Source organism: Halanaerobaculum tunisiense (assembly GCF_054657635.1).
This window is the reverse complement of the sequence record NZ_BAAHYI010000003.1, coordinates 67,163-93,181: the sequence shown is the minus strand read 5'-3', so window position 1 is coordinate 93,181 and position 26,019 is coordinate 67,163. Positions and strand designations below refer to the sequence as shown.

Genomic DNA, 26,019 nt, shown 5'->3' with positions numbered 1-26,019 from the left:
ATATGAATTGGAATATACTATTAAGTCCAATAGAACAAGGACTAGTATTTGGAGTTATGGCTCTAGGAGTTTATTTAAGTTTTAGAATTTTGGATTTTCCTGATCTGACAGTTGATGGAAGTTTCCCTTTAGGGGCAGCTGTTGCTGCTAGATTAATTTTAGCAGGCCAACATCCTATAGTAGCTACTTTAATAGCTTTTGGCGTAGGTATGATTGCTGGTGTGATTACTGGTTTGTTAAATACTAAATTAGAGATTACTGGATTATTATCTGGAATCTTAACAATGACTGCTTTATATTCAATTAATTTAAGGGTAATGGGCCAAGCTAATATTCCTTTATTAGGCCAGCCTAAGATTTTTACTTCTTTTAATTTCTTAGGTTTATCAGATCAGATGAATATCTTAGTATCATTTATTGTAATTGTAGTAGTACTTAAGTTAGTTATTGATTGGTTCTTAAAGACAGAATTAGGTCTTGCTTTACGTGCTACTGGTGATAATAAAGATATGATTAGGAGTCTAGGAGTAGATACTGATAATACAGTAATCTTAGGTTTAGCTTTATCTAATGGATTAGTTGCTTTAGCAGGAGCTTTAGTAGCTCAATACCAAGGTTTTACAGATGTTAAGATGGGGATTGGGATGATTATCATTGGCTTAGCTTCAGTTATTATTGGAGAGACAATAATTAATAAAAGTGGTATTCGCTGGGCAACTTTTGGGGTTGTAGTGGGTTCAATTATTTATCGGTCAGTTATTACGTTAGCGTTACGATTTAATCTGAATCCTAATGATCTCAAATTAGTGACTGCTTTGTTAGTAATTATAGCCCTAGGAGCCCCGACTATTAGAGAGCAGTGGAGTACAAGAGAGGTGGTAGAAGATGCTCAGGCTAAACAAGGTTAAAAAGGTATTTAATCCAGGTACTGTAAATCAAAATATAGCCCTCCAAGAAGTTGATTTAAGACTGGAGAAGGGTGAATTTGTAACTGTTATTGGGAGTAATGGAGCTGGTAAATCAACTCTGTTAGATGTTATTGCTGGCAGCTACCAAATAAATAAAGGGGAAGTTATTATTGCTGGGCGAGATGTAACAGATAAGGCTGACCATAAGCGGGCCAACTTAGTCAGTCGTGTCTTTCAAGATCCTTTACAAGGTACAGCAGCAAGTATGACTATTGCTGAAAATTTAGCTTTGGCGTTAAAACGAACCGGGAAGTTAAGTTTAAGTAAAGGGGTAACCTCTCAGAGACGAGAAAAGTTTAAAGAAAAGCTAGAGTTAGTAGATTTGGGATTAGAGAATCGGTTAGATGATAAGGTAGGTTTATTATCTGGGGGGCAACGGCAGGCTCTAACCTTGATTCTAGCCACAATTGAAAAGCCTAAGATTTTGCTTTTAGATGAGCATACAGCTGCTTTAGATCCCAAAACAGCAGAAAAGATAGTTGAAATTACTACGAAAATAGTAGAGGAGTATAACCTGACTACTTTGATGGTGACTCATGATTTAGATCAGGCCCTAGAGTTAGGTACGCGGACTATAATGATGGATAATGGTCAAATAGTACTTGATCTAGCTGGTGAGCAACGAAGTCAGATGACAATAGATGATCTATTAGAACAATTTACTAAAGTTAGTGGCCATCGGTTAACTAATGATCGAGTTTTACTAGCCCAGTAATTTGGAGAAGGGGGATTAAAAGATTCTAATTTAGCTGTTAATCTTAAAGCAGCAGAAAAGGTAATCGAATAGTGGTAATTAATGAGCTATGGTTATTCCATAGCTCATTTTTAGTTTTTTGTGAAATATTTTTTATTTTATCTTGACAAAACCAATAGGTTTTATTATAATTACTGTTGTAAATGATAATTATTTTCATTCAAAAATCATATAATTCAAGGAGGAGATTAGTGTGCGTTTTAAAAAATCATTAGTTATATTTTCATTAGTTTTAGTCTTGACTGTAGTTACAGTTTCTAGTGCATCTGCTGGGTTTATGGACTTTTTATTTGGGAATGATCAAGGTGAGGTTAATCTATATACCAATCGACATTATGATACTGATGAGGAATTACTAGACAAGTTTGAAGAAAAAACAGGAATTGAGGTAAATGTGCTAAAAGGTGGATCTGATGAGTTAATTGAACGAATTGATCGAGAGGGAGCAGATACACAAGCAGATTTATTGATTACAGCTGATGCGGGAAGGTTACATCGAGCTAAGTCAAAAGGGTTATTACAATCTGCTACAACTGATACTTTAACTAGTAATATACCACAAAACTTAAGAGATACAGACAATCAGTGGTTTGGATTGACTGTTCGTGGTAGAGTTGTTGTTTACGATAAGGACGAGGTTGATCCTGATGAAATAGATACATATCAAGATTTGACAGCTGATAAGTGGGAGGATGAGATATTAGTTAGATCTTCTTCTAATATTTATAACCAATCATTATTAGCTTCTTTAATTGCTACTCATGGTGAAGAGGCAGCTACTGAGTGGGCCCAAGGTATTGTAGATAATATGGCTAGACGACCAAAAGGAAATGATAGAGCACAGGCTCTGGCAATCGCTGCTGATAAAGGAGATTTAGCTATTATGAACACTTATTATCTTGGTAAGATGTTAAATTCTTCTGAGGAACAACAAGTTAAAGTAGCTCAAGAAGATATAGACATTTTATTCCCTGAACCAACACATATTAATGTTAGTGGGGTTGGTTTAACTAAGCACGCTAAGAATAAAGAAAATGCTATTAAATTAATGGAGTTCTTATCTAGTAAAGAAGCACAACAATTCTTTGCTGAAGCAAATTATGAATATCCAGTTAACCCAGATGTGGAACCATCTGATCTACTAAAGTCCTGGGGAGATTTTGAAGCACAGGATATTGATTTAACTAAGTTAGGAGAATTAAATGAAAAGGCAGTTAAGATCTTTAATAAAGTAGGATGGCAATAAGTTTTTAATTTAGGCAGCCTAAGTAGGCTGCCTGCTTTTTATGTGTGCTCTGTAGATTATGAAAATAGTAGATGAGAATTCTATCCATGCTGTTTTCGTCGTATCGGTGTGTGAAACCAATAGTAACAGGGTGTCTATCGTGAGATAGAATCTGAAGAGTTTGAGGTGAATAGTCAGCCTAAAACAATATGTGAACCGTCGGTGGCATTTAGTAGTGGCGATTCACCATAAAAATGAAGAAGTCCAATGTCGACTTGGGGGATGCAGGTGGCTCTGGATAAAAAGCGAGATAACGAGAGTGTCCATGTCGAATTACTAGGTGTGATTATGGTTGGGATGGCTATAATAGTTTTCGTAATTGACCAGAGGAGTCTCTAATATAGTTCTGTATAGAAATCTATAGAGATAAATGATGGTATAACCTAAAATGGGAAAGCCAGAGTGAGGATATATTAGAGTTCAGAAGCTATCATAGTAGCGAAAAAAATCAATGAAAGTTGATTACAGTGAAGGATAGTCAGGTTATTGAAGTTAAGAATAGACTGTCAATGATATCTTAATAAGAATGGTTTAGACGCTATTAAAGATAGTGAGCTCTAAAAGAAATATAGACAGGAAATAATAACTGAAAATATGATGAATTTAGGAAATACCATGACTTAAGTAGTAGTGAACTAAGAGGTGCGATTGGTGAGAGCCTAAAGACGTGCTTAGGAGTACTATGAAGATAAGGGTTAAGATATCGAGACAGGAAAGAAAGAACTGGTAAGTAGTGAAATTAGGATAGGTGAAAAAAAATTTTTCGAACCTTATACAGTCTGAAAGATTTAATCACAGATAAATGGCGAATGCATAAGGCAGGACAAAAAGTGCTGGCTAATGGTGGTTGTGGTGGAATTGATAATGTAAGTATCAATGAATATAGAAATAACTATAAACTGAATATGCAAGAATTATATAGGCAGTTAAGAGAGGATAGATATGAGCCACGACCAGTACTAAGAACGTATATCTCAAAAGAAAATGGAGAAAAGAGACCACTAGGGATTCCAGTAATTAAAGATAGGATTGCCCAACAAGCAGTCAAACAAATCTTAGAAATATACTTTGAGAGATTGTTTTGTGAATGTTCTTTTGGATTCAGACCTAACAGATCAACCCATGATGCAATAGAGAAAATAGAAGAATATAAACAGCAAGGTTACGATTGGGTAGTAGATGCAGATATAAAATCTTATTTTGATACTATAAACCATGATTTATTAATGGATTTTATAGTAGAATATATAAGTGATGGATGGGTATTAGACTTAATTAGATCGTGGCTAACTGCAGGAGTCATGACCGAAGAAGGAAGAAAAGAGACTAAAGAAGGAACACCTCAAGGAGGTGTGATCTCTCCTTTATTAGCTAATATCTATTTACATTACTTTGATAAGAAGATGACTCGAAGGGGATATAAACTAGTTCGCTTCGCTGATGATTTTGTAGTATTGACCAAAAGTAAAGATAAAGCCAAAAGAGCATTACAAGTAACTCGTCAGATAATAGAAAATGAATTAAAATTAAAACTCCATCCTGAGAAGACAGTGATAACAAACTTTTATGATGGGTTTAAATTTCTAGGATTTAGATTTCATCATTGGTATTATAAAAGTCCAAGAGATAGAGCAATAAATAACTTTAAAGATAGAATAAGAGATATAACTAGAAGAAATAGACCTCAGAAATTGGAAATAATAATTGATGAGTTAAATTTAGTACTAAAAGGCTGGGGACATTACTTTAAAATAGGCAATATCAAAACATTATATAGGAAATTAGATAAATGGATAAGAATGAGAATACGTTCTTTCATAGAAGGAAAGAAAGCGATAATTCATCAGAATTATCGCTTATCGAATAAGTTTTTAAGAGAAGAAGGACTAGATTCACTGCTTACTGATGTGCTGTAATCGAGAGTGAAATATACATCTATGGTAACATAGAGTCGCTGACTTACTCTCTGATATGGAGCACCAATAACCGAAAGCTGTATACGGGAAAACCGTTCGTGCAGTTTGATAAGGGGTCCCAGCTGTGAAGCTGGTCCTACTTTATTAACTTAGAAGTGGGTGATTATAATGTTGACTACAAGAGATTTAAAATCGACTTGGAATAGTTGGTTTATTTTAAGTTTTATTTTTATTTTACTAGTCTTAATTCCTAATTTTAATATTTTGTTGAATATTTTTAAACCAGCTAGTGAGAACTGGGAACATATTAAGGAATATCTCTTACAGGATTATATAATTAATTCTATTATCTTAGTTTTCTTTACCGGAGTAGGCTCTATTACAATTGGTTTTATACCTGCTTGGTTGATTACGCAGTATGAGTTTCCTGGACGTGATTTTTTTAGTTGGAGTTTAATGTTGCCATTAGCTATTCCTCCTTATATTGGAGCTTATACTTATGAGGGACTGCTGAATTATACAGGACTGATTCAGACATTATTACGAACAAAACTAGGAGTGGAGGTTGATCCTGCTTATTTTGATATCATGACTATTGAAGGGGCAATATTTATTTATATTATCTTTTTATTCCCCTATGTGTATTTGATTAGTAAATCATTTTTAGCTAAGCAGTCAGGCAGTCTAATAGAAATGGGGCGCACTTTAGGCCGTAGTTCCTGGGAAATATTTTTCCATATTGCATTACCGATTTCGCGAGGAGCTATTGTAGCAGGAGTTAGTTTAGTTACGTTAGAAGTTTTAAATGACTACGGAGTGGTCAAGTACTTTGGGATTCCGACTTTTAGTACAGCTATTTTTAAAAGCTGGTTTGCTATGGGGGATTTAAGTTCAGCTGTTAGATTATCTGCTTTGTTAATGGGGTTAGTATTTGTTATGTTGTTATTAGAAAAAATCTCTCGGGGCGGCAAAAGATATAGTTATAGTAGTACCCAAATAAAGCCTATTGCTCGTCGTAAGTTGACAGGATTACCAGCAAAGTTAGCTGGAGGTTTATGTTCTCTTATTTTAGGATTAGGTTTTGTAATCCCTACTTTACAACTTCTTTATTGGGCCTGGATAAGTTATGCCCAAATACTCGATTGGGAGTTTTTATTATTTGCCTTTAATTCTATCTCAGTTGCTTTATTTGCTTCGGCTGTGACAGTCATAGTAGCAGTAATTATAGCCAATACTGTTCGGTTAAATGATAATCTAGTGGCTAAGATTTACTCTAAAATTGCAATTCTTGGTTATTCTATTCCTGGGGCTGTAATAGCTGTCGGAGTATTATTATTTTTTACTACCTTAGATGATCAACTACAACAATTATTTAAGCTATTTGGGCTAGAAGTTAGTGGTTTAATGCTTAGTTCAAGTATCATTATGCTTATTTTTGCTTATGTAATTAGATTTTTAGGGATTGGTTATAATTCTATAGAATCAGGCTTTTCTAAGGTCGGGACTAGTTTTGCTGAGGCTTCCCGTACTTTAGGATCCGGAATTACTGAGACTTTCTTTAGAGTTGATTTACCAATGATTAAACCCGCTCTGTTGAGTGGTTTTTTACTAGTTTTGATTGAAATTTTAAAAGAACTGCCGTTAACTATGATTTTACGACCCTTTAACTTTGATACATTAGCTAGTAAGGCTTTTGAGTATGCTGGCGATGAGATGATTCATGAAGCTGCTGTATCATCACTGCTAATAATTTTGGTTTGTGGAGTAGCTATTTATACGATTCATAACTTACAGGGGAGCAAGGGGGACTAATAGTGTTTATAACAGTTGAGGATTTAAGTTTTAACTATCCAAATTCTAAAGAAAATGTTCTGCAAGGAATTGATTTTAACGTCCAACAAGGGGCTATAGTCTGTATTTTAGGAGAGAGTGGCAGTGGTAAAAGTACTATTTTAAGGTTATTAGCTGGATTGGAGACTCCTAAGAAGGGGCTGATTGAGATTGATGATCAGATTGTAGTAGATGATAACCGGTTTGTGTTACCTGAAAATAGAGAAATAGGAGTTGTTTTTCAAGATTATGCTCTATTTCCTCATATGACAGTAGCAGAAAATATACTATTTGGAATCAAAAATAAAGATCAAGACTATAAGGAAGATAAGTTAGAGGAAGTTTTAAACTTAGTTGATCTAGCGGAGACTAAAACTAGCTATCCTCACCAATTAAGTGGGGGTCAACAACAACGAATAGCGTTAGCTAGATCTTTAGCTATTGATCCTGCTTTGATAGTTATGGATGAACCTTTTAGTAGTTTAGATGCTAGTTTACAAGCCAGGATTAGAGGGGAATTGGAGTCAATTATTAAGCAGGCCGGAATAACTTCTATTTTTGTCTCCCATGATAAAGATGATGCCCTTAGTATAGCTGATAAAATAATTGTTTTAAAAGATGGACAGATTGTTCAGACAGGATCTCCCCAGGAGATTAACTCTAACCCTGCTTCTGCTTATGTGGCTGGGTTATTTTCTTAAGCGATAAATAAAGGAATTAGAGAAGTGGATAATCAAATAATAAATTAAGATAGTTATTCATTGTAGAGGAGGAATTAAAATGGCAGAAGGAAAATTTGTAACAGCTATTAATTGTATGGATGGGAGAGTTCAAACTCAAGTAGTAGAGTGGATGACAGAGGAATTTAAAGCGGATCATGTTGATATGATTACTGAGCCTGGTCCAGAAGCTATTTTAGCTACTGGAGGAGAACAGTTAGCTTCTATTAGAGAACGCGTTGATATTTCAGTTAATAAGCATGGTTCTAGTGTAGTAGCAGTAATTGGTCACTGGGATTGTGCTGGTAATCCAGCTGATAAAGAGATCCAGTTAGCTCAGATTAAAGAGGGCGTTGAAGAAGTTACAGATTGGTATGATGAACTTGAGGTAGTTGGATTATGGGTTAATCAGGACTGGCAAGTAGAAAAGGTAGTTTAAGTAGGGCTGGGAACCTAACGGTTCCCATTAACTTTATTATAAGTAAATGAAGATGAATTTAGCTATAAGTTGGTAGAGAATACAATTGATCAATTGACAAGTTTATAATTTGTATCTGTTAGATTAGTTAGTAGTTCACCAGAAATAGCTCCGTAGGGAGGTCGCAGCAAAATAGGTGTCTGGTCTATAATTTCTTCAATCTCTTCTGTAGTAGCAGTTAATTCTTGGTTAAGTTCTTCTTCATTTAGTGTAGTCAAGTCAGCATGTGACCAACTGTGATTGCCAATGACATGTCCATCTTCTTTAATTTGTTGGACTACCTGTGAATTTTTCTGGGCTAATTTGCCTAACAAAAAGAAGGTAGCTTGGACATCATATTTTTTGAGTACTTTTAAAATTTGTGGTGTATGTTTAGTTTTGTTTGGTTTATTAGTTACACTAATGACTTTGTTAGAATAATCAGTTTGGGATTGACTAGGTTGATCCTGATAACTATTATCCGGTAGCATTAATACTTGATTAGGGTAGATTAGATTGGGATTATTAATGTTATTTAATGATGTTAATTCTGCTAAGCTAGTATCAAAACGACGGGAAATTTTAAATAAGGAATCGTCTTGGTTAATAGTATACTGGGAATAAGCATAACTAATTGCTGTTAGTGAAGTAAGTAAGAATAGTATAACTATTAAAGTAATACTAGCTTTGATTTTATTTGCTAACAACTTAGGATACCTCCTTTAACTTGGATATGCTTATAGTAACATATATAATATCACCTTGATAACCTGTAAATTTTAGTAATTTAATTACAATTTGAAGGAGAGATAGAAATGGCGGAGATTAAATTTGGTTATTTACAAGCGGGAAGATTAATTGAACGTTCTAATAGATTTGTAGCTAAAGTAAATCTGGAGGGAGAGAAAGTTAAGGCTTATGTACCTAATCCAGGTAGATTAGAGGAATTAATGTTGCCGGAAGCTAAGGTATTTGTTAAGTATAAAGCCAAACCAGGACGCACAACAGATTATGATTTATTATTAATTGAGCATCAGGGAGAATTAGTTTCTTTAGATACTAGATTGCCTAATAAGTTAGTAGCTAAGGGGTTAGAAGAAGACTATTTTCCCCAGTTTAGGGCTTATTCAGAAATAATAGCTGAGTATACTATTGGTGATAGTCGGTTAGATTTTCTTTTACGAAATAAGGAGGAAGAGTGCTTGATAGAAGTTAAGTCAGTTACTCTAGTAGAGGATAATGTAGCTAAGTTTCCTGATGCACCAACTAAACGAGGTCGTAGACACCTAGAGGAGTTGATAGCAGCTTCTGATAAGGGCTATCGTAGTATAGTTTTATTTGTTATTCAGCGAGAAAATATTGATTATTTTACTCCGTGTCGCAGAATTGACCTGGAGTTAGCCGACAAGTTGGAAGCAGCTAGAGAGGCAGGAGTAGAAATTTATGCTTATGCTTGTGAGACAAATAGAGATAGGATTAAGCTTGATAAAGAGATAGAAGTTAGGATATGAGTAATAAATAAGCACCTATAGATTTTAAATTATTTTGTGTTTTACTTATTTTTAGTATATAATAGATGTAAACTAAGTTTTTACAATCAAATCAAACTTCAGGGGATGGTGAGGATTAATTTCTGAATCCAGACCGGTGGTTATAGTCCACGAGCTTTCAGCTGAACTGGTGAAACTCCAGTACCGACGGTATAGTCCGGAGGAAAGAAGTAGTAGCTAGTCATCCTGGAGTTGATCCAGGATTTTTATTTTGGATTGATAAATTTAAAAGGAGGATTAAAATGGATATTAGAAAAATAACCAACATAGGGGTATTAGTAGCAATGTCACTAATATTAATGATAGCAGTTCGATTTCCATTGTTTCAACCATTTTTGATTTATGAACCAGGTGATATACCACTTTTAATTATTACTTTTTTATACGGGCCAATTCCAGCTGTAACAGCTACAGTAGTTTTATCAATAATGATGTCTTTATTTACAGGGCTAGGAGGCCCTTTTGGAGCTGTTATGCATTTTTTAGCTACTGGCTGTTTAGTTGGAGTAGCAGGGTATATTTATAAAAAGTTTCATAATATAAAGGGAGCTATTTTAGGACTAGTTTGTGGATCTCTTACTATGACAGGGGTTATGAGTATAGCTAATTTAGTTTTAAATCCTATCTTCTATGGAATTCCATATGTGAAGACACTTAAGATGTTACTACCAGGAATTATCCCCTTTAATTTAAGTAAGGCATTTATCAACTCAGGAGTTACATTATTAGTCTATAAAAGATTAGCCAATTTCTTACGAAGAAGGGGTTTATTATATTCTACTGTCGATTCAGTTGATAATGTTTAATAAAACAAGCTATATTATTAGGGGGAGCAAGAGATCATTTTATTTACTAAAATAATTTTGATATAAAGTGTAATTTTTGTAGTGTATTAGGTAAGAGCTTTCTCACTCTTATCTAGTAGTTAAGAGAGGAAATACTCTATAGCAATTAAGTTATGAAAAATGTAGTATATTTTGTATAATATTTAATTACTTAATAAAACTAATCATAGCATCGATTATATAATTAGGTGATTAGATGAAGAAAAAGATAACTGCAAATCAAGTGTTTTATATCTGCTTAGCAATTGTTTTACCAACACTTATTTTAACAGCAGCTGCTGGATTAGCTGAAGACGGCAAGCAATTAGGCTGGGTATTAGTTATGGTAGCGGGGGGATTGGGAGGTATATTACAGTATTTCACTTTAAAGTTGAGTTTTAATTTTTCTAATCAAACTATTGTCCAAGATTGTAAAAAGTTATTAGGGCCAATATTAGGGAAATTAGTAGTTGTGCCTTATATGATTATAATTTTATATGATGCAGGCTTTATATTATTTGAAGAGGCTTATTATATTAAATTTGTGATGCCTAGTATATCCTATGGTTTTATTTATCTGATCTTAAGTGGGTTGGCAGTTTATTTAGTCTATGTAGGTATTGAATCGCTAGCAAGAGTTGTTCACTTAGGTATGATAGCTGTGCTTGCTATGATTATGATTTCTTTTTTACTTATACTTTTAAACCCAGGTGTATTGGATTTTAAGCGTCTGCAACCAGTAGAATTTGATCTGCTGACAATAGTGCGAGGAAGTATCTTTCCTAGTAATTGGTTTTTATTAGTTCCTAATTTGTTATTAATGCTCAAGCCTTATTTTAAAGATAAATCTAAAGTTATTTATTATAGTTTAGGGAGTAATTTAGTTATTCAATTAATAACTATTATGTTATATATATTGTCTGTAAGTTTGTTAGGGGTTGATTTAGTTGCTAATTTGACTTTTCCTTTTTATGATATAATTAAATTTGGTATTAGAGGATTAGAAATTATTGTTTTTTCAACTTGGGTGGTTGGAGCAGCATTAAAATTAGGTATTTTTTATTTTGTTGGTCATAAAGTAGTTGTAGAGTGGTTTGAACTAAGAAATGATAAAAGTATTATTATTCCTATTGCAGTCTTTATTGGTTCATTTTCTTTATTTCAATATAAAGACGTGTATTTAGAAGCTATCATAAGAAATATTGTTTTTGCTGAAATAATTTATTTTTATTTACCTTTACCGATCTTATTTATGATAATTTATTTATTCTTAGGTAATAAAGCAGGCAGAAATTAATTGGTGATTGACATAATCTTGTGGTTATGATAGGATTATAGTGACAAAAAAAGAATAAGGTAATGCATCACGAGTAGTGGAGGGACAGGCCCGATGAAGCTCAGCAACCGCCTATTTAGGAAAGGTGCTAATTCCTGCCAGATCACTGGGGAGATGTATTAGTCAGTTTGCTATCTCTCCTGTATTTAGGAGAGTTTTTTATTTGATTTTTTTGATATAAAGTGTAACTTTATAAAGTTACACTTTAATCTCTGCAATCTTAAAATTCATTCCGGAAAGCTTGCAAGTAAGCTTTTTTCCGAACTAGCTGTTGAATTTTTGTTAGTTATTTTTTATTAAAAAGTGAAACACTATTAGATCTCGTTGTGGAGAAAGGAGTTATTAATATGACAGAGAGAAGTTTTTTTACTTCAGAATCAGTTACAGAAGGACATCCAGATAAAGTAGCAGATCAGATTTCTGATGCTATTTTGGATGCTATTTTAGCTAAGGATCCCCAGGCTAGAGTAGCTTGTGAGACTACAGTAACTACAGGGATGGTACTAATTGCAGGAGAAATTTCTACTGAATGTTATGTAGATATTCCTAAAATTGCCCGGAAGACGATTAAGGATATCGGTTATACTAGAGCCAAGTATGGCTTTGATGGGGCAACTTGCGCTGTATTAACATCAATTGATGAACAATCACCTGATATTGCTCAAGGAGTTAATGAAGCACTAGAGGCTGAAAAAGGAGAAGCTGAGGAGATTGGGGCAGGAGATCAAGGTATTATGTTTGGCTATGCTACTGATGAGACAGAAGAATTGATGCCGTTGCCGATTACCCTATCTCATAAGTTGGCCCGGAAGTTAGCAGAAGTAAGAAGAGAAGGACCACTGGATTATTTGCGACCTGATGGTAAGACACAGGTAACAATAGAGTATGAAGATGATCAACCAGTGAGGGCTGATGCTGTGGTAGTTTCGACTCAACATCATCCTGATATTGGCTTGGAGAAACTAAGAAAAGATGTGATTGCTGAGATAATCAAGCCTGTAATTGCTGATGAGTTGTTAGATGAAGATACTACATATTATATTAATCCTACTGGACGTTTTGTAATTGGTGGTCCCCAGGGAGATGCTGGCTTAACAGGTAGAAAGATAATCGTTGATACCTATGGGGGTAGTGCTCGTCATGGGGGAGGAGCTTTCTCTGGTAAAGATGCTACTAAAGTAGATCGGTCTGCTTCTTATGCAGCTCGTTATGTAGCGAAGAATATAGTAGCTGCAGGCTTAGCAGATAAATGTGAAGTACAGCTATCTTATGCTATTGGAGTAGCTCAGCCAGTATCAATTATGGTTGATACTTTTGGTACGGCTAAGATTGCTGAAAGCAAAATTGAAAATTTAATTGAGCAGGAATTTGATTTACGGCCGGGGCAGATTATTACAGATCTTGCTTTAAACCAGCCTATCTATCAGTCTACAGCTGCTTATGGTCACTTTGGTCGGCCTGATTTGGATTTACCTTGGGAACGGACTGATAAAGCTGTTAGTTTAAAAGAAAAAGCAAATTTATAAGTTAAGTGATGCCGCCTGTTAGTAGGGCGGTATTTATTATTTTAAATATCGTTTTAAGTGATACTTTCTGGCAATAGCTATTAGCTGTCTGCTATGTGTCGTGTGCTATGAGCTAATTCAAAACCTTTAAAGAGATTTGAACTGTATTTATGATTTTGAATTTGCTCACGACTCATAACTCATAGCACACAGCTAATCAGGAGAATAATGACTATAGACTGTATTTGTTGTAAACTATAATAAAGGGAGGGATAAGGTGCCAGAAAAATTAGAGATTCTTATGATGTTTGATCATGATTTTACTACTCAACAATTATCTAGTCTGGAAGAATTAGATTCTTCAATTAAGCTAACAGAGGTTGGACCAGGTCAGGTTACTAGGGAGCTGATTCAGCAGGCAGAAGTTATTTTTGGTTGGCCAAAGGAGGAGCAATTAGCAGAAGCTAAAAACTTACAGTGGCTACATTTACCTAGTGCTGGAGCAAGTGAGTTTGTTGACCGGGATTTGTATCCTAATCAAGATGTGATTTTGACTAATTCTAGTGGGGTGTATGGTCTTCCGATTGCCGAACATGTGTTTAGCTTAATTTTAGCTTTTAATCGGAATTTACCTCAGTATCTAGAACAACAAGGAAAGAAAGAGTGGCAACCTTTAGAAGTTACTAAAGACCTGGCTAAGTCTCAGTTAGGAATTATTGGCTTAGGAGATATAGGAACACAAGTTGCTTGGCGAGCTCATGCTTGGGGAGCTAGAGTAGTAACAGTAGAAAAAAGTGTGGATCAGGTACCGGATTATGTTGATCAAGCTTATGATACTACAGGACTTAATCAGGTTTTACAGGAGTCAGATTATATAGTATTAGCTTTACCGATCACCGAAGAAACAAAAGGTTTAATTGGAACTGAAGAATTGCAATTGATGAAAGAGGATGCTTTTCTTGTTAATGTTGGTAGAGGAGGTTTAATAGATCAATCTGCTTTGCTACAGGCCTTAACTGAAGGTTGGATAGCAGGAGCTGGATTGGATGTTACTACTCCGGAACCATTACCTGAGGATAGTCCATTATGGGACTTATCAAATCTGTTATTAACTCCTCATCATGCTGGGTCTTCACCAACTAATCGAGTTAGAAGTTTCAATATCTTTAGTGAAAACCTAAAACATTATCTACAGGGAGAAGAATTGGAGAATGTAGTTGATTTTGAGGAAGGTTACTAAAAGTTAGAAAGTTGGCCCGGGATCTCCCGGGCTTTACCCTTGGAGATTGATAGTAGGTTGTAAGGTGTTTTGTTCTTTGAAATAACGACCTTGTTCTAAGAAAAGTTCAGTTATTTCTAATTGTAGATTTTTTAATGTAGGCTGAGATACTAATTTTTGTGGTTCAGTTTTATTTGCAATCCATTCAGTTAATTTTTTTCTTGTCTGTTTATAGGTAGCATTGATTAATTTATGACTATCAGTAGGTAAAGGTGTTAATGCTGTATATGCTTTTTTATAACTGATATTAATAATTTTCTTAATTTGATGAGCAAAGGACTTTAAATTAGTAGGAGTTTGATGATATTTTTCTTTAATTAAATCTAAAATTTTTTCTGAAATCACTTCTACTCCCCATTGTTTAGTATCAACTTTTAATTTTTCTTCTAAGTCTGGGTAGGATTCTTGGTGTTTTTCTTGGTTTTTATCAGGTTTGTACTCTTCTGTTAAAGTAAGAAAGTCACTGTGTCGTGGCTTCTTTTGTTGTTGGCCCTTATTTTGTTGAGCAGTATGGTCATTATGATATTGATTTGTCTTAACGATAGGGGACGTCTTTTTGATTTTTTTAATTTCATCTTGATTCATAGTAGCCCCTCCTTTAATAATATTATCGGAAATTTAAGTTAGATTATAATCCTGTTATAGTAGTGTTTAGGTTAGTTAGCTAGTCCTAAGGTAGTTAGAAGGCTATTTATTATAAAATTGATATATAGTTTTAGTAACTACTAATTAATTATATATTTATGTTGAATCAAGGAATTTAATTAGTAGTATTTAAGATAATACATATATAAAGTGAAAAAGGGAATTAGAAGATTATTGATGATGTAGAAGATAAAGATTTATCTGAGGAAGAGTTTGCTACTCAAGCTAAAAAGGCAAATAATATTTAAAGGAGAGAACTTATATGACGGCTAAGGATTTTTCTTTAACGGAAGCATTTGATGTTGGATGGCAGATTCTAAAGAATAATTTCACTTTATTCTTTTTACCAACTTTTTTGTGGTTTTCTCTATTACAGCTAGGAAGATCTTTTGGCTTTAAAGGGGAAGTTATTTTCAATCTACTTAGAGTGCTGGTTACTTATGGTGTAATTAATCTGATCTTTAAGTTATATGATGAGCAAGAAGCTGAATTTAAAGATTTTATCTTTGACTTTGATACACTAATTAAATTATTTATGTTTTTATTAAGCTTTTTAGTTTTATTAGGAGTAGTAGTTATGCCAATTGTAGTACTTAATATGGCTCTAAATTTACATCCGGAGTTAGTTTTAAGTATTTTATTGGTTGTTATATTAGGTGGCTTGGCTTATTTAAATACTAAGTTTTTATTTGCTAGTTATTTATTATTAGATAAAGAAATAGAATTATTTGCAGCTTTTAAAAAGAGTTTTGCCTTAACTAGAGGTGTCAGTATAAAAATATTTTTTCTATTATTTTTAGTAGTAGCTTTAATTACAGTTAGTTTAGTTCATCCTTTTTTGATACCACTGATTTTTGTAACCTATCCTAGTAGCTTAGGAGCTTGTGTATCTGCTTATCGTCAATTGGAGGAAAAAGCAAACTTTTAGGAAAATTATTTGACAAGCAAGGGGTTATGTGTTATTATTTTAAATGGATTGAGAAAGAAATTTTTAAACTACTAGGAGGAATTTGTATAATGAAAGAACAAGGTAATGTTAAATGGTTTGATGAGAAGAAAGGTTATGGATTTATTGAGCGAGAAGAAGGAGACGACGTATTCGTACATTTTTCTGCAATTCAGGAAGATGGATTCAAGAATTTAGAAGATGATCAATCAGTAGAATTTGAAGTAGTTGAGGGAGATCGTGGACCTCAAGCTGAAGATGTCGTTAAGCTATAACTAATATAGATTACGGCTGTGACCCCCGGAATTTTCCGGGGGTTTTGTTATTTTTTGTATGATTTATTTAGATAAGAAAGTATTGTAAAAATCAAAGGAATAATAAACTTATTATAGAAATTTAAATTTAAAGATTTAAAAATTAGAAAGAGAATAAGGATTAATATTCTTATTGCTAAAAGTAGTGAGGGATATAAAATGATAAGAAAGATATTTAGTGCAAGTAATGATGTAGTGATTTATCGGATTATTTTAGTGATCATAATCCTTTTATATCTTAGTTTTGGTTTAGTTTATAAAATAAGTGCTTCTGGAGTTGATCCTTTCCCTAGGCACCAAAGAGTGCTCACCTCTTTGTTATTTTTAATCGTTTTATTTTTTTCTTTTGTTAGTGATGTAATAAAAAGTAATTTATATAAAATAATCTATTTACTGATATATATTTCTACCTTCCAGCTGATATATTTTGCTTATGTGAATAAATATTCAATAAATTATGCAATTAGTATTTTAGCAGTAATTATAGTTGCTGATTTTATGTTGAGAACAATCTTGCAATTAAGATATTATAATGCAATTATTGCTTTAATAGTTAGTTTATCTGTTTTTTTAACTTCTGATTCTTTGCTAAATAAGCATTTATATGTGTTTGTTGTACTCTTAATCAGTTTTACATCTTATGTTATTCATAGTTTAAGATTACAATTTTTAGCTGAGCTTAAAGAGAGTAAAGAAAGATATTTTACCTTATATGAACAACAAGATATTTTATTAAATAACATAGAAATTCAAGTCTGGTATTTAAAAGATATAAATAAATATGGAATTGTTAATGACGCACATGCTAATTTTTTAGGAAGTAGCAAAGAAAAATTGAAAAATAAAAATATAAGGTCACTTTTTAGTCCTCAACAAGCTAAAAAGTATATTGCTCTTAATAGGTTAGTTTTTAACAACAAGAAACAAATTGAATTTGAGTCCTGGATTAAAAATTATCAAGGAGAAAAAAGACTATTATTAGTTACTATGTCACCTAAATTAGATGAAGATAACCAAGTTGAATATTTAATCTGTAATGCTAAAGATATAACTGAAAATAGAAAAGCTAATCAGAAAATTGAATATTTGAATTTTCATGATAGCCTAACTGGGTTGTATAATAGGAGAGGATTTGAACAAAAACTTAAAGAATTAAATTCTAAAAGCCAATTACCATTAAGTATGATAGTGGGGGATATTAATGGACTTAAGTTAACTAATGATGCCTTTGGTCATCAAGTTGGAGATAAGTTATTAGCAGAAGCAGCTCAAATATTAAAAAATTCTTGTAGAAAAGAAGATATAGTGGCTCGATGGGGCGGGGATGAATTTGTAATTTTGTTACCTCGAACTACTAAAGAAAATACTAAGAAAATATGTTCCCGAATCAAGAAAAAATGTAAGCAAAGGAATCTGGACTTGTTAGAAGTTAGTATTAGTTTAGGTTATGCAACTAAAACAAATATTAATGAAGATATAGATGAAGTGTGGAAAGAAGCTGATGATTGGATGTATAATAAAAAATTGAGCGAAAGTAAAAGTTTTCACAATAGTGTTATTTCTTCCTTAGAAGAAACGTTGAAAAAGAAAACTAATGAAACTGTAGAACATAGTAAACGGGTAAAAGAATTAGCTTTAGAAATAGGAAGAGAATTAAATTTATCTGATTCTAAATTAGATAATTTAAAATTGCTTGCTAGATTACATGATTTAGGTAAAGTAGCAATTTCCAATCAAATACTTTTAAAGCCGGGTTCTTTAACTGAAGAAGAATGGGAAGAAATGAAAAGGCATCCTAAAATAGGGTTTCAAATTGTAGAATCCTCTTCCGGATTATATGATATTGCCCAAGGTATTTTAAGCCATCATGAATGGTGGGATGGATCAGGCTATCCGCAAGGTTTAAAACAGGAAGAAATTCCACTTAGTGCTAGAATAATTTCTATTGTAGATGCTTATGATGTGATGACTAATAATCGCCCTTATAAAGAAGCCATGAGTAAACAACAAGCGTTAGAAGAAATAAAAGCAGGAGCTGGGAGTCAATTTGATCCCCAACTAGCAGATTTATTTATTGAACTTGTGGATGATAGGAGGGGAAATAATGGCTATAGAAAGTAAACAGCCAGTTACTAAGTTTGTTTCTTATTAGCAGGGAAATATTTAAATCAAGCCCTTCCTATTTATCCTGCTAATCCCCAGGCTAATGAGTTGTTGGAAAAGATAAAGTAGTAATAAGATCTATAACAGAGGTGATTAACTTGCAAATATTAATAGCTCCGGATTCATTTAAAGGAAGTCTGACTGCTAGCGAAGTAGCTAACAATTTGGAGCAAGGATTAAAAAATGCTAGTGACCAATTAACAGTAGAGAAAGTTCCTTTGGCAGATGGAGGAGAAGGAACAGTTGACTCTTTAATTGCTGCTACAAATGGTCAACTAATAACCACAGAGGTAGTTGGCCCATTAGGAGATAAGGTTGAAGCTTACTTTGGGATTTTAGGAGATAATGACACAGCAGTGATTGAGATGGCTGCTGCGTCTGGATTACCATTAGTTCCAGAAGAAAAGAGAGATCCGACCAAGACCACTACTTATGGTACTGGAGAATTGATTAAAGCTGCTTTAGATCAAGGCTGTAGAAATTTAATTATTGGGATTGGAGGTAGTGCTACTAATGATTGTGGAGTAGGTATGGCGCAGGCACTAGGAGTCAAATTTCTAAATTCTAAAGGAACAGAAATAGGTTTTGGAGGAGGTCAGTTAGAACAGATAGAAAAGATTGATTTATCTAATAGGGATCCTAGACTTAAGGAGACTACTATTCAAGTTGCTTGTGATGTAGATAATTCTCTTTATGGTAAACAAGGAGCTGCTTATGTTTATGCCCCCCAAAAAGGAGCCACTCCTGCTATGGTGGAAAGATTGGATCAAGGTTTGCAACAAATTGCTGCTGTAATCAACTCAGATTTAGGAATAGAGGTTAATGATATTTCAGGAGCAGGCGCAGCAGGAGGGCTAGGAGCTGGCTTATTGGCTTTTTTAGAGGCTGATTTGAAGTCAGGAATAGATATTATATTAGAAGCTATTAATTTTGCAGAAAAGGTGAAAACAGCAGATCTTGTTATAACAGGTGAGGGATTGATTGACTCACAGACGATTTATGGTAAGGTGCCTGCTGGAGTTGCTCGAGTGGCTAAAAAATATTCATTGCCGGTAATTGGGGTAGCAGGTAGCTTAGGTCCTCAGGCTGATAAAGTTTATGAAATAGGGATTGATGCTTGCTTTTCTATAATTAATAGACCATTAGAATTAGAGGAGGCTATGGAAGAAACACCAGAGTTATTAGTAGAAACTGGAGCAAATATTGGACGAATGTTAATTACTACTTAGCAGTTAGGTGTTTAACTGCTAAGTAGCTAATAAAAAGGAGGGATTTAGTGTCAGTAGACTTAATAAACTATCAGATTATTAATAATTTTGAAAATAAGCAGGAATTATTATTACTTTCCTGAATAATAATACATAGAGGCAATATTGGTATTTTTAATTAGATTTAGTAATAACTAATTAAAATTAATTCAATAATTTAAAGGGGGAATTATTAATGGGTATTGAAAGAAGAGACCTTTATAAGTGTGATATTTGTGGTAATGTAGTAGAAGTTGCTGAAGCTGGAAAACCTGCTTTAGTATGTTGTGGAGAAGATATGAAAAAATTAGAGGAACAAACTGAGGATGCAGCTAATGAAAAACATGTTCCAGTAGTTAATGAAGTAGAAGAAGGCGTTGAAGTTGTAGTTGGAACAACTTTGCATCCAATGGAAGAGGAACATTCCATTAGATTTATTGAAGTTTTAACTGCTGATCAAGTACTAAGAGCTGAATTGAGTTCTAGTGATGAACCAAAAGCTGTATTTGCTGTTGCTGCAGATGAAATACTCAAAGTTAGAGAATATTGTAATGTACATGGATTATGGAAAAATTAAATAAAATCTAAAGATAAAGAGCCACAGGAATATTCCTGTGGCTCTTTATCTTTAGGTGAAACTATAAAAAATATTTTTAGAGCCATTAAAGATGATAAAGTATCAGATTTAGTTGATGAATATTATGTTAGATGGAAGTATGAGTTAAAGTAGCCTAATTGGTAAGATAATACTATAATGAGCTCCCTCATTTAGGTTAAAGAATGGTAACTAACTACTTATTCATATAAATGAAAGTGGTCAATGGATATATATGATATAATAGAAAAATGGTTGGTCATCTTTATATGAACCTATACGGAACTATAATTCCAGCAGCACCTTGGACTATCGGTCCGATTGCTATTGCAGTGATAGCTGCTAGTATAGGAATTTAAATTATTAGTGGCATGATTATGCGAGATTAATGTGGGGACTAGTTTAAATTGGCTGTTTTTTATAATTGGAATTTATTAGAATAATTTTTTTGGTATAAACTAAAATTAGAAAAAGTAATTTTTAAGTAAATAGTTGATATATAAACTGTAATGAATTTCAAAAAAGGAGGGCCAATAGTGGCGCAGTCTGAATTAGTCGATAGAACAACAAGATTATTTGATTATTTAGATGATATAGTTAAATTAGGACATAAAGTTGTTTATAGATTAGAAGATCATAATAAGTTTTTATTATATCAAGATCAGTTACCAGAAGTTGATGATATAAAGATAGCAGATCAGTTTTATCATTTACAAGATTCATTATTAGAATTAAAAAGAAGTGACTTACCTCCCCAACCTACTTTACCTACTATTTTAGAAGGTTGGGTTGAAGTAGCAGAGGATCCTACTACAGAACCAAAGATTATTAGCCCTCAACTGGAAAAGGAAGCTAAGGGCAAGAGAAAATTTTATGATCTTCCTGAACGAAGAATTGCTTTTATAGAATACATAAAAAAGTGGCGCGAATGGGCCAAAGAAGTACAGCCTTTACAGGAAAATATAAATTTATTTGATGAGTTATTTAATGTGCATAAAGAATTACAGTACGAAGAAAATTTAGAGTTAGTATTAGGTTATGGTTTAGTAGTCTGGAAAGAAAATAATCAATTAATTAAACATCCTTTATTAACCCAAAATATGATCATTAAACATCAGGCTAAAGAAAATAAAATGAAAGTTGTAGTTCCTGATGATGCAGACTGGAGTTTGGAATTAGAACCACTAATTGATATAGGGGTTACTAAGGTAGAGAATATAAGAAAGGTATTTAATGATTTAAAACATGAACATGATAATCCATATTTAGATTTATTTTATGAAGCTAGTGGTTTAACAGCAGATGGAAGAGTAGTTGATTTTGCTAAACAGAATTTAAGGCCAACTAAAAATTTAAAAATAGTTAATGGTTGGGTTCTATTTGTAAGAAAAAGAAATCAAAATGAACTACTGAAGGATATTAGAGAGTTTAATCGGCAATTAGAAGAAGAAGACATTAAGCTACCTGGTAGCTTAGAAAGAATAATTTCTGAACCAGAACAGGATTCCTTTAGTTGGGAGCAAAGAGATTTTCATGATGAATGGACAGGATTATTAGACCAAGAAGTTTTATTTCCTAAAGCTGCCAATGAGGAACAGATCCAGATTTTAGATTGTTTAGAACAATCAGATGGAGTACTTGTGCAAGGGCCACCAGGAACTGGTAAGAGTCATACAATTGCCAATTTAGTTTCTCACTTCATGGCTCAGGGGCAAAGAGTATTAGTCACTAGTCAAAAAGATCAAGCATTAAAAGTTTTAAGAGATATGTTACCAGAGTCTTTACGAGCATTATGTATGAGTGTCTTACAAGATGATGCTAATCGGAAACAAAAGCTAGAAGAAGCGGTTTCTTATATTTCAGAAATTGTATCTAATGAACAACATAGTAAATTAAAAGAGGACGTTAAGGAACTAAAGGATAAATTTTCTACTCACAAAAAACGATTACAAAAGATTGAAACAGAGCTTAAACACCTAGCTGAAGCCGAGCTGCAAGTTATGACTGCTAGTTTAAATTATCCTTTAACCCCAGCAGAAGTAGCTAAAAAGATAACAGAGGAAGAAAGTGATTATGATTGGTTTATTGACCAACCGGATTATAAAGCTAAGAGAACTAAACTAGATAATCAAGATGTTATTAAGTTAGAAGCTGAAATTCCTATAACCGATAGTGAGTTCGAAGAATTAATAACTTTACGAGCTAAGTTATTACCAAGACTTAATGAGTTATCTAATTATAAAATTCCCAAGTTAAGTAACTTAGTTACACCGGAAGAATTTAGGGAGTTGGCTCAAGGTTTAGACAAAATTAATCAATTAGAAGAAAAAGCTGCTGATTATTTTTCTGATTTATTGTTAACAGCTGATCAAGATTTAGATCAAGTTCTTACTCTAGTAGCAGAGGGGGTAGAAGTTTATAATTTAATTAAAGGTTCTTGGGCCTATACTTTAATTAAGGAAAAAACTGAACTTAAAGATCAATTACAGGATGCAATAGATGAATTAGATTCTATTTTTATCACAATAGATAATTTACAACAAAGTTTAAGCTTAATGACTAATATAGAATTAAAGTCTGATGTTGCTTTAGTTGATTATAAAGATTTTGTAGATTATGTTTTAGAAAGAGTAAAATCAGGGAAAGACCTTTGGAGTTGGTTAAGCTTTATTACTAAATTCTTTGATGGAGGTAAAGCAGAAGCTTTACAAGAGGTAAGAGTTAATAATAAACAACCTAGTGAGCAAGAAGATTGGCAACAAGTAAAAAAATATATTGAATTAAAATTAAAGATTAATGAATTTATAACAGCTTGGTCAGGATTAAGACAGAATCTAGGTAATCAATTACCAGAATTATCAGCTGAAGCTGATTTTCAATCAATTAAAGAAGTTCATCAGAAACTAAAGTCTGCTTTTGAATACCAATATCAACTAAAACCTAAATTACAGACTGAATTAGCACAGAGTATAGTAGGAGTAGATAAAGTTATAGACCAAAGATTAGACCAAGAGTTAGAGAATATTTATCAAGCGTTAAAAATTAAGCAAGAGCAAAAAGAATTTACCGAGGCTAAAAAAACTTATCAAGAATTAAAAGAGAACTTAACTATTTTGCAAGAAGAGAAGGCTCATCCAGTAGTAGAAGATTTAGTAGCTTGTTTACCTGCTGATTTGGCCCAAGTTAAAGAAAAAACTTCACAGTGGGAAGTAAGTTATAAACAAGTTAAAGAATTAGAAAATTTTACTCCTGATTATCAACAGTTTAAGAAATTAGTGGATAAGTTAGCAACTCAAGCTCCTAATTGGGCCAATAACTGGTTAGATCCTAATTTAAAACAAGAAGATCTTCAGCTTAATAGTTGGGAAGAAGCTTGGGAACATGCAATTTTAGATTCTTATTTAGATGATATAGCTCAGAGAGAAAGTAAAATTGCTCAATTAGAAACAGAACAAGAGAAATTTGAACAAGAGTTAAGAGATATAAAAGAAAAGTTAGTATTAGTAATGACTAAATTAAATCTACAAGAGAATATATCTCAAGCAGATGTGAATGCTTTAAATGCTTGGAAGAAAGCGATTAAAAGATTAGGTAAAGGAACAGGTAAGTATGCACCAAAATGGAGAAAAGAGGCGCAAAAGCATATGCAAGAAGCAAAAAATGCTGTTCCAGTCTGGGTAATGTCTGTCTATAGAATTTCAGAAACAATTCCTAAAGAATTTGGTTGTTTTGATGTCTTAATTATAGATGAAGCAAGCCAATGTGATATCAGAAGTTTATTAGCTTTATCTAGAGCTAAGAAGGTAATAGTAGTAGGAGATGACCAACAGATCAGTCCAAGTGCAGTAGGAATTCCTCATGACCAAGTAAACTCTTTTATTGAGCAGCACTTAGAAGATGTACCTTATAGTAATATGATGGATTTAAAAACTAGTCTGTATGATATAGCAGATATGTTATTTGATGCTCAAGCTAAATTAATGTTAAAAGAACACTTCCGTTGTGTGCCAGAGATCATAGAGTTTAGTAATCAAGAATTTTATAATCAGGAAATATTACCATTACGAAATGTACCTGAATCAGAAAAATTAAAACCTACATTAGAAAGTAATCTTATCGAAGAAGGGTATATAGATGATAGAGGTAGAATAAATAAACCAGAAGCAGAAGCTATTTGTAAAAAGTTAAAGGAATTAGCTAATGATCCTCGGTATGAAGATAAAACATTTGGCGTTATTTCTTTAAAGGGTAAAGCACAAGCAAAATACATTTTTAATGAGATAGATAATCATTTAACTCCTAGAGAACAGGAGGAACATGACTTTTTAGCTGGTGATGCTTATGCCTTCCAGGGAGATGAACGAGATGTAATTATTTTATCAATGGTAGTAGCAAATAATCGTAGATTTAGAGCTTTGACTAAAGAAAGTGAAAAACAACGATTTAATGTAGCAGTTAGCAGAGCTAAAGATCAGTTGATTTTATTCCATTCTGTAGAATTAGGAGCGGATTTACAGAATCTAAAAGATATGCGTTATAAATTACTAAACTATATCGAGAATGGAATTGTCGGCCGAGAAGAACTAGAGAATCCAAAAGAAGTGATGGATTCTCCTTTTGAAGAAGAAGTTTATGATTGGTTAACAGAGAGGGGGTATCAGGTTACTCCTCAAGTAGAGGTAGGAAACTATAGAATTGATTTGGTAGTTGAAGGAATTAAGAATCGTTTAGCAGTAGAATGTGATGGAGATAGATGGCATCCACCAGAAAAATGGTGGGATGATAGAATGAGACAGCGTCAGCTAGAGAGAGTAGGTTGGAAGTTCTGGCGAGTATCAGGAACTGAATTCTATAGAGATCCTGAAGGAGCTATGAAGTCGATTCTACCTCGGTTAGAAGAGTTAGGTATTAAGCCAAGGCTAAAGGAAGAAATTAAAGAAGTAGCAGTTACTAAAGAAGAATAAAAGTTGGGTTATACCCCTGAGTATAACACTCAGGGGTATAATTAAGCTTATATTAAATAGTTTTTAACTTATAATTCTTGGTTTAAATCTATAATGTACATATTTTTTTCGGGTATCTTATACTTTTTAATTTCTTCTTTAGTTGCTTTATGGATTGGATATCTTTTTCTCTTTTTTATGTCAAACCCAATTACTTTTTTAGCTAGATTTTTACTATTAATACATAATGATTTTGTTTTTCCGCTACTTTCTTTAAGATAAAATGCACCATCTTTTTTTTCTGATAATAAATTCATTCCTAGCAAGTTTTCATCTTGGTTAAGTCCTAACATTGCCCATCTTTTATCCACTCCGATTAAGTTAGTTGCTTTTTTGCTAATATAGATTCTACGAGGGCTAATTGAAACAAAACATTCTTCTCCTGAGCCATTAGATCCACTTGATAACTCACGACTGTCCAAGATATCCCAGTCCACTGTAATCACCTCCCACCTTTGTTCATTATCATTTATATTAGTTTTGTTTTTAGGATATGAAGAATTAATATTGGCTCTCTAGAAGAGATTTTATTATAAAGCATAAAAGAATCAATTCTTTTAAAGGTTGGTTTCTTTTTAGTAATTATTATAATCTAGGAAGGATAATAGTCTTTTATATTTAAATCTTAATTAGTAGAGGGTAAAGAACATAGAATAAAAATATTAATTAGGAGGATTAAATAT

At 33.0% G+C, this 26,019-nt stretch carries 21 protein-coding genes and 2 riboswitches; of the genes, 18 read left to right on the top strand and 3 right to left on the bottom strand.

Features of this window, described 5'->3' with window-relative positions; genetic code table 11:
- The first annotated feature begins 2 nt into the window (after positions 1-2).
- The 7 genes from ACYQ3D_RS03455 to ACYQ3D_RS03425 all read left to right on the top strand — a co-directional run bounded on the left by ACYQ3D_RS03455 (position 3) and on the right by ACYQ3D_RS03425 (position 7,911).
- A complete protein-coding gene (locus tag ACYQ3D_RS03455; protein WP_459836261.1) occupies positions 3-908 on the top strand; it encodes an ABC transporter permease in 906 nt (301 codons plus the stop codon).
- Complete coding sequence (locus ACYQ3D_RS03450) at positions 886-1,683, top strand: ABC transporter ATP-binding protein (protein WP_459836259.1); 798 nt, start codon at positions 886-888, stop codon at positions 1,681-1,683. Before ACYQ3D_RS03455 ends, ACYQ3D_RS03450 begins: the two co-directional genes overlap by 23 nt.
- 232 nt (positions 1,684-1,915) lie before the next feature.
- Positions 1,916-2,968, top strand: a complete 1,053-nt coding sequence (locus ACYQ3D_RS03445) for a Fe(3+) ABC transporter substrate-binding protein (RefSeq protein WP_459836257.1) — start codon at positions 1,916-1,918, stop codon at positions 2,966-2,968.
- A gap of 848 nt (positions 2,969-3,816) precedes the next feature.
- On the top strand, positions 3,817-4,923 hold the full coding sequence (gene ltrA, locus ACYQ3D_RS03440) for a group II intron reverse transcriptase/maturase (RefSeq protein WP_459835761.1): 1,107 nt from the start codon (positions 3,817-3,819) through the stop codon (positions 4,921-4,923).
- Between the two features lie 168 nt (positions 4,924-5,091).
- Complete coding sequence (locus tag ACYQ3D_RS03435) at positions 5,092-6,735, top strand: ABC transporter permease (protein WP_459836254.1); 1,644 nt, start codon at positions 5,092-5,094, stop codon at positions 6,733-6,735.
- Between the two features lie 2 nt (positions 6,736-6,737).
- Complete coding sequence (locus ACYQ3D_RS03430; protein ID WP_459836252.1) at positions 6,738-7,454, top strand: ABC transporter ATP-binding protein; 717 nt, start codon at positions 6,738-6,740, stop codon at positions 7,452-7,454.
- Positions 7,455-7,533: 79 nt separating this feature from the next.
- A complete protein-coding gene (locus ACYQ3D_RS03425) occupies positions 7,534-7,911 on the top strand; it encodes a carbonic anhydrase (RefSeq protein WP_459836250.1) in 378 nt (125 codons plus the stop codon).
- 89 nt (positions 7,912-8,000) lie between these two features.
- On the opposite strand, the gene ACYQ3D_RS03420 is transcribed toward ACYQ3D_RS03425, so the two are convergent.
- Entirely contained in the window at positions 8,001-8,636 is a 636-nt protein-coding gene (locus ACYQ3D_RS03420) for a polysaccharide deacetylase family protein (RefSeq protein ID WP_459836248.1), read from the bottom strand.
- Positions 8,637-8,744: 108 nt separating this feature from the next.
- Here ACYQ3D_RS03420 and sfsA point away from each other — a divergent pair, with 108 nt between their 5' ends.
- From sfsA to ACYQ3D_RS03395, 5 genes are all read left to right on the top strand, one after another.
- Positions 8,745-9,440, top strand: coding sequence for a DNA/RNA nuclease SfsA (gene sfsA / locus ACYQ3D_RS03415; protein ID WP_459836246.1), 696 nt, complete (start codon positions 8,745-8,747; stop codon positions 9,438-9,440).
- Positions 9,441-9,530: 90 nt separating this feature from the next.
- A riboswitch (FMN riboswitch) is annotated at positions 9,531-9,656 on the top strand.
- Between the two features lie 65 nt (positions 9,657-9,721).
- Complete coding sequence (locus ACYQ3D_RS03410; RefSeq protein WP_459836244.1) at positions 9,722-10,285, top strand: ECF transporter S component; 564 nt, start codon at positions 9,722-9,724, stop codon at positions 10,283-10,285.
- A gap of 235 nt (positions 10,286-10,520) precedes the next feature.
- A complete protein-coding gene (locus tag ACYQ3D_RS03405; RefSeq protein WP_459836241.1) occupies positions 10,521-11,600 on the top strand; it encodes a GerAB/ArcD/ProY family transporter in 1,080 nt (359 codons plus the stop codon).
- A gap of 61 nt (positions 11,601-11,661) precedes the next feature.
- Positions 11,662-11,760, top strand: a riboswitch (SAM riboswitch).
- Positions 11,761-11,986: 226 nt separating this feature from the next.
- Entirely contained in the window at positions 11,987-13,165 is a 1,179-nt protein-coding gene (metK, locus tag ACYQ3D_RS03400) for a methionine adenosyltransferase (RefSeq protein WP_459836239.1), read from the top strand.
- A gap of 256 nt (positions 13,166-13,421) precedes the next feature.
- Positions 13,422-14,384, top strand: coding sequence for a D-2-hydroxyacid dehydrogenase (locus tag ACYQ3D_RS03395; RefSeq protein WP_459836237.1), 963 nt, complete (start codon positions 13,422-13,424; stop codon positions 14,382-14,384).
- 33 nt (positions 14,385-14,417) lie between these two features.
- On the opposite strand, the gene ACYQ3D_RS03390 is transcribed toward ACYQ3D_RS03395, so the two are convergent.
- The gene (locus tag ACYQ3D_RS03390; protein ID WP_459836234.1) at positions 14,418-15,008 is read right to left on the bottom strand and encodes a hypothetical protein; all 591 of its coding nucleotides are present in this window, start codon (positions 15,006-15,008) and stop codon (positions 14,418-14,420) included.
- A 322-nt stretch (positions 15,009-15,330) separates the two neighbouring features.
- On the opposite strand from ACYQ3D_RS03390, the gene ACYQ3D_RS03385 reads away from it, so the two are divergent.
- The 6 genes from ACYQ3D_RS03385 to ACYQ3D_RS03360 all read left to right on the top strand — a co-directional run bounded on the left by ACYQ3D_RS03385 (position 15,331) and on the right by ACYQ3D_RS03360 (position 25,297).
- Positions 15,331-15,996 carry a hypothetical protein gene (locus ACYQ3D_RS03385; RefSeq protein ID WP_459836232.1) on the top strand — a complete coding sequence of 222 codons (666 nt, stop codon included), beginning with the start codon at positions 15,331-15,333 and terminating at the stop codon, positions 15,994-15,996.
- An 89-nt stretch (positions 15,997-16,085) separates the two neighbouring features.
- Positions 16,086-16,289 carry a cold-shock protein gene (locus ACYQ3D_RS03380; protein WP_459836230.1) on the top strand — a complete coding sequence of 68 codons (204 nt, stop codon included), beginning with the start codon at positions 16,086-16,088 and terminating at the stop codon, positions 16,287-16,289.
- A 198-nt stretch (positions 16,290-16,487) separates the two neighbouring features.
- A complete protein-coding gene (locus ACYQ3D_RS03375) occupies positions 16,488-18,449 on the top strand; it encodes a sensor domain-containing diguanylate cyclase/phosphohydrolase (RefSeq protein ID WP_459836228.1) in 1,962 nt (653 codons plus the stop codon).
- A 140-nt stretch (positions 18,450-18,589) separates the two neighbouring features.
- On the top strand, positions 18,590-19,720 hold the full coding sequence (locus tag ACYQ3D_RS03370) for a glycerate kinase family protein (RefSeq protein WP_459836226.1): 1,131 nt from the start codon (positions 18,590-18,592) through the stop codon (positions 19,718-19,720).
- A 214-nt stretch (positions 19,721-19,934) separates the two neighbouring features.
- Positions 19,935-20,315 carry a desulfoferrodoxin gene (locus ACYQ3D_RS03365; RefSeq protein ID WP_459836223.1) on the top strand — a complete coding sequence of 127 codons (381 nt, stop codon included), beginning with the start codon at positions 19,935-19,937 and terminating at the stop codon, positions 20,313-20,315.
- Between the two features lie 554 nt (positions 20,316-20,869).
- A complete protein-coding gene (locus ACYQ3D_RS03360; RefSeq protein WP_459836220.1) occupies positions 20,870-25,297 on the top strand; it encodes an AAA domain-containing protein in 4,428 nt (1,475 codons plus the stop codon).
- Between the two features lie 68 nt (positions 25,298-25,365).
- Here the strand turns inward: ACYQ3D_RS03360 and ACYQ3D_RS03355 are convergent, their stop codons facing one another.
- Positions 25,366-25,773 carry a hypothetical protein gene (locus ACYQ3D_RS03355; protein ID WP_459836218.1) on the bottom strand — a complete coding sequence of 136 codons (408 nt, stop codon included), beginning with the start codon at positions 25,771-25,773 and terminating at the stop codon, positions 25,366-25,368.
- Between the last annotated feature and the right edge of the window lie 246 nt (positions 25,774-26,019).

Coding starts and splice junctions, on each gene's coding strand:
- ACYQ3D_RS03405 (WP_459836241.1), top strand. CDS start 10,521: ATGAAGAAAAAGATAACTGCAAATCAAGTGTTTTATATCTGCTTAGCA.
- ACYQ3D_RS03435 (WP_459836254.1), top strand. CDS start 5,092: ATGTTGACTACAAGAGATTTAAAATCGACTTGGAATAGTTGGTTTATT.
- ACYQ3D_RS03425 (WP_459836250.1), top strand. CDS start 7,534: ATGGCAGAAGGAAAATTTGTAACAGCTATTAATTGTATGGATGGGAGA.
- ACYQ3D_RS03390 (WP_459836234.1), bottom strand. CDS start 15,008: ATGAATCAAGATGAAATTAAAAAAATCAAAAAGACGTCCCCTATCGTT.
- ACYQ3D_RS03385 (WP_459836232.1), top strand. CDS start 15,331: ATGACGGCTAAGGATTTTTCTTTAACGGAAGCATTTGATGTTGGATGG.
- ACYQ3D_RS03380 (WP_459836230.1), top strand. CDS start 16,086: ATGAAAGAACAAGGTAATGTTAAATGGTTTGATGAGAAGAAAGGTTAT.
- ACYQ3D_RS03365 (WP_459836223.1), top strand. CDS start 19,935: ATGGGTATTGAAAGAAGAGACCTTTATAAGTGTGATATTTGTGGTAAT.
- metK (WP_459836239.1), top strand. CDS start 11,987: ATGACAGAGAGAAGTTTTTTTACTTCAGAATCAGTTACAGAAGGACAT.
- ACYQ3D_RS03375 (WP_459836228.1), top strand. CDS start 16,488: ATGATAAGAAAGATATTTAGTGCAAGTAATGATGTAGTGATTTATCGG.
- ACYQ3D_RS03410 (WP_459836244.1), top strand. CDS start 9,722: ATGGATATTAGAAAAATAACCAACATAGGGGTATTAGTAGCAATGTCA.
- sfsA (WP_459836246.1), top strand. CDS start 8,745: ATGGCGGAGATTAAATTTGGTTATTTACAAGCGGGAAGATTAATTGAA.
- ACYQ3D_RS03450 (WP_459836259.1), top strand. CDS start 886: ATGCTCAGGCTAAACAAGGTTAAAAAGGTATTTAATCCAGGTACTGTA.
- ltrA (WP_459835761.1), top strand. CDS start 3,817: ATGCATAAGGCAGGACAAAAAGTGCTGGCTAATGGTGGTTGTGGTGGA.
- ACYQ3D_RS03455 (WP_459836261.1), top strand. CDS start 3: ATGAATTGGAATATACTATTAAGTCCAATAGAACAAGGACTAGTATTT.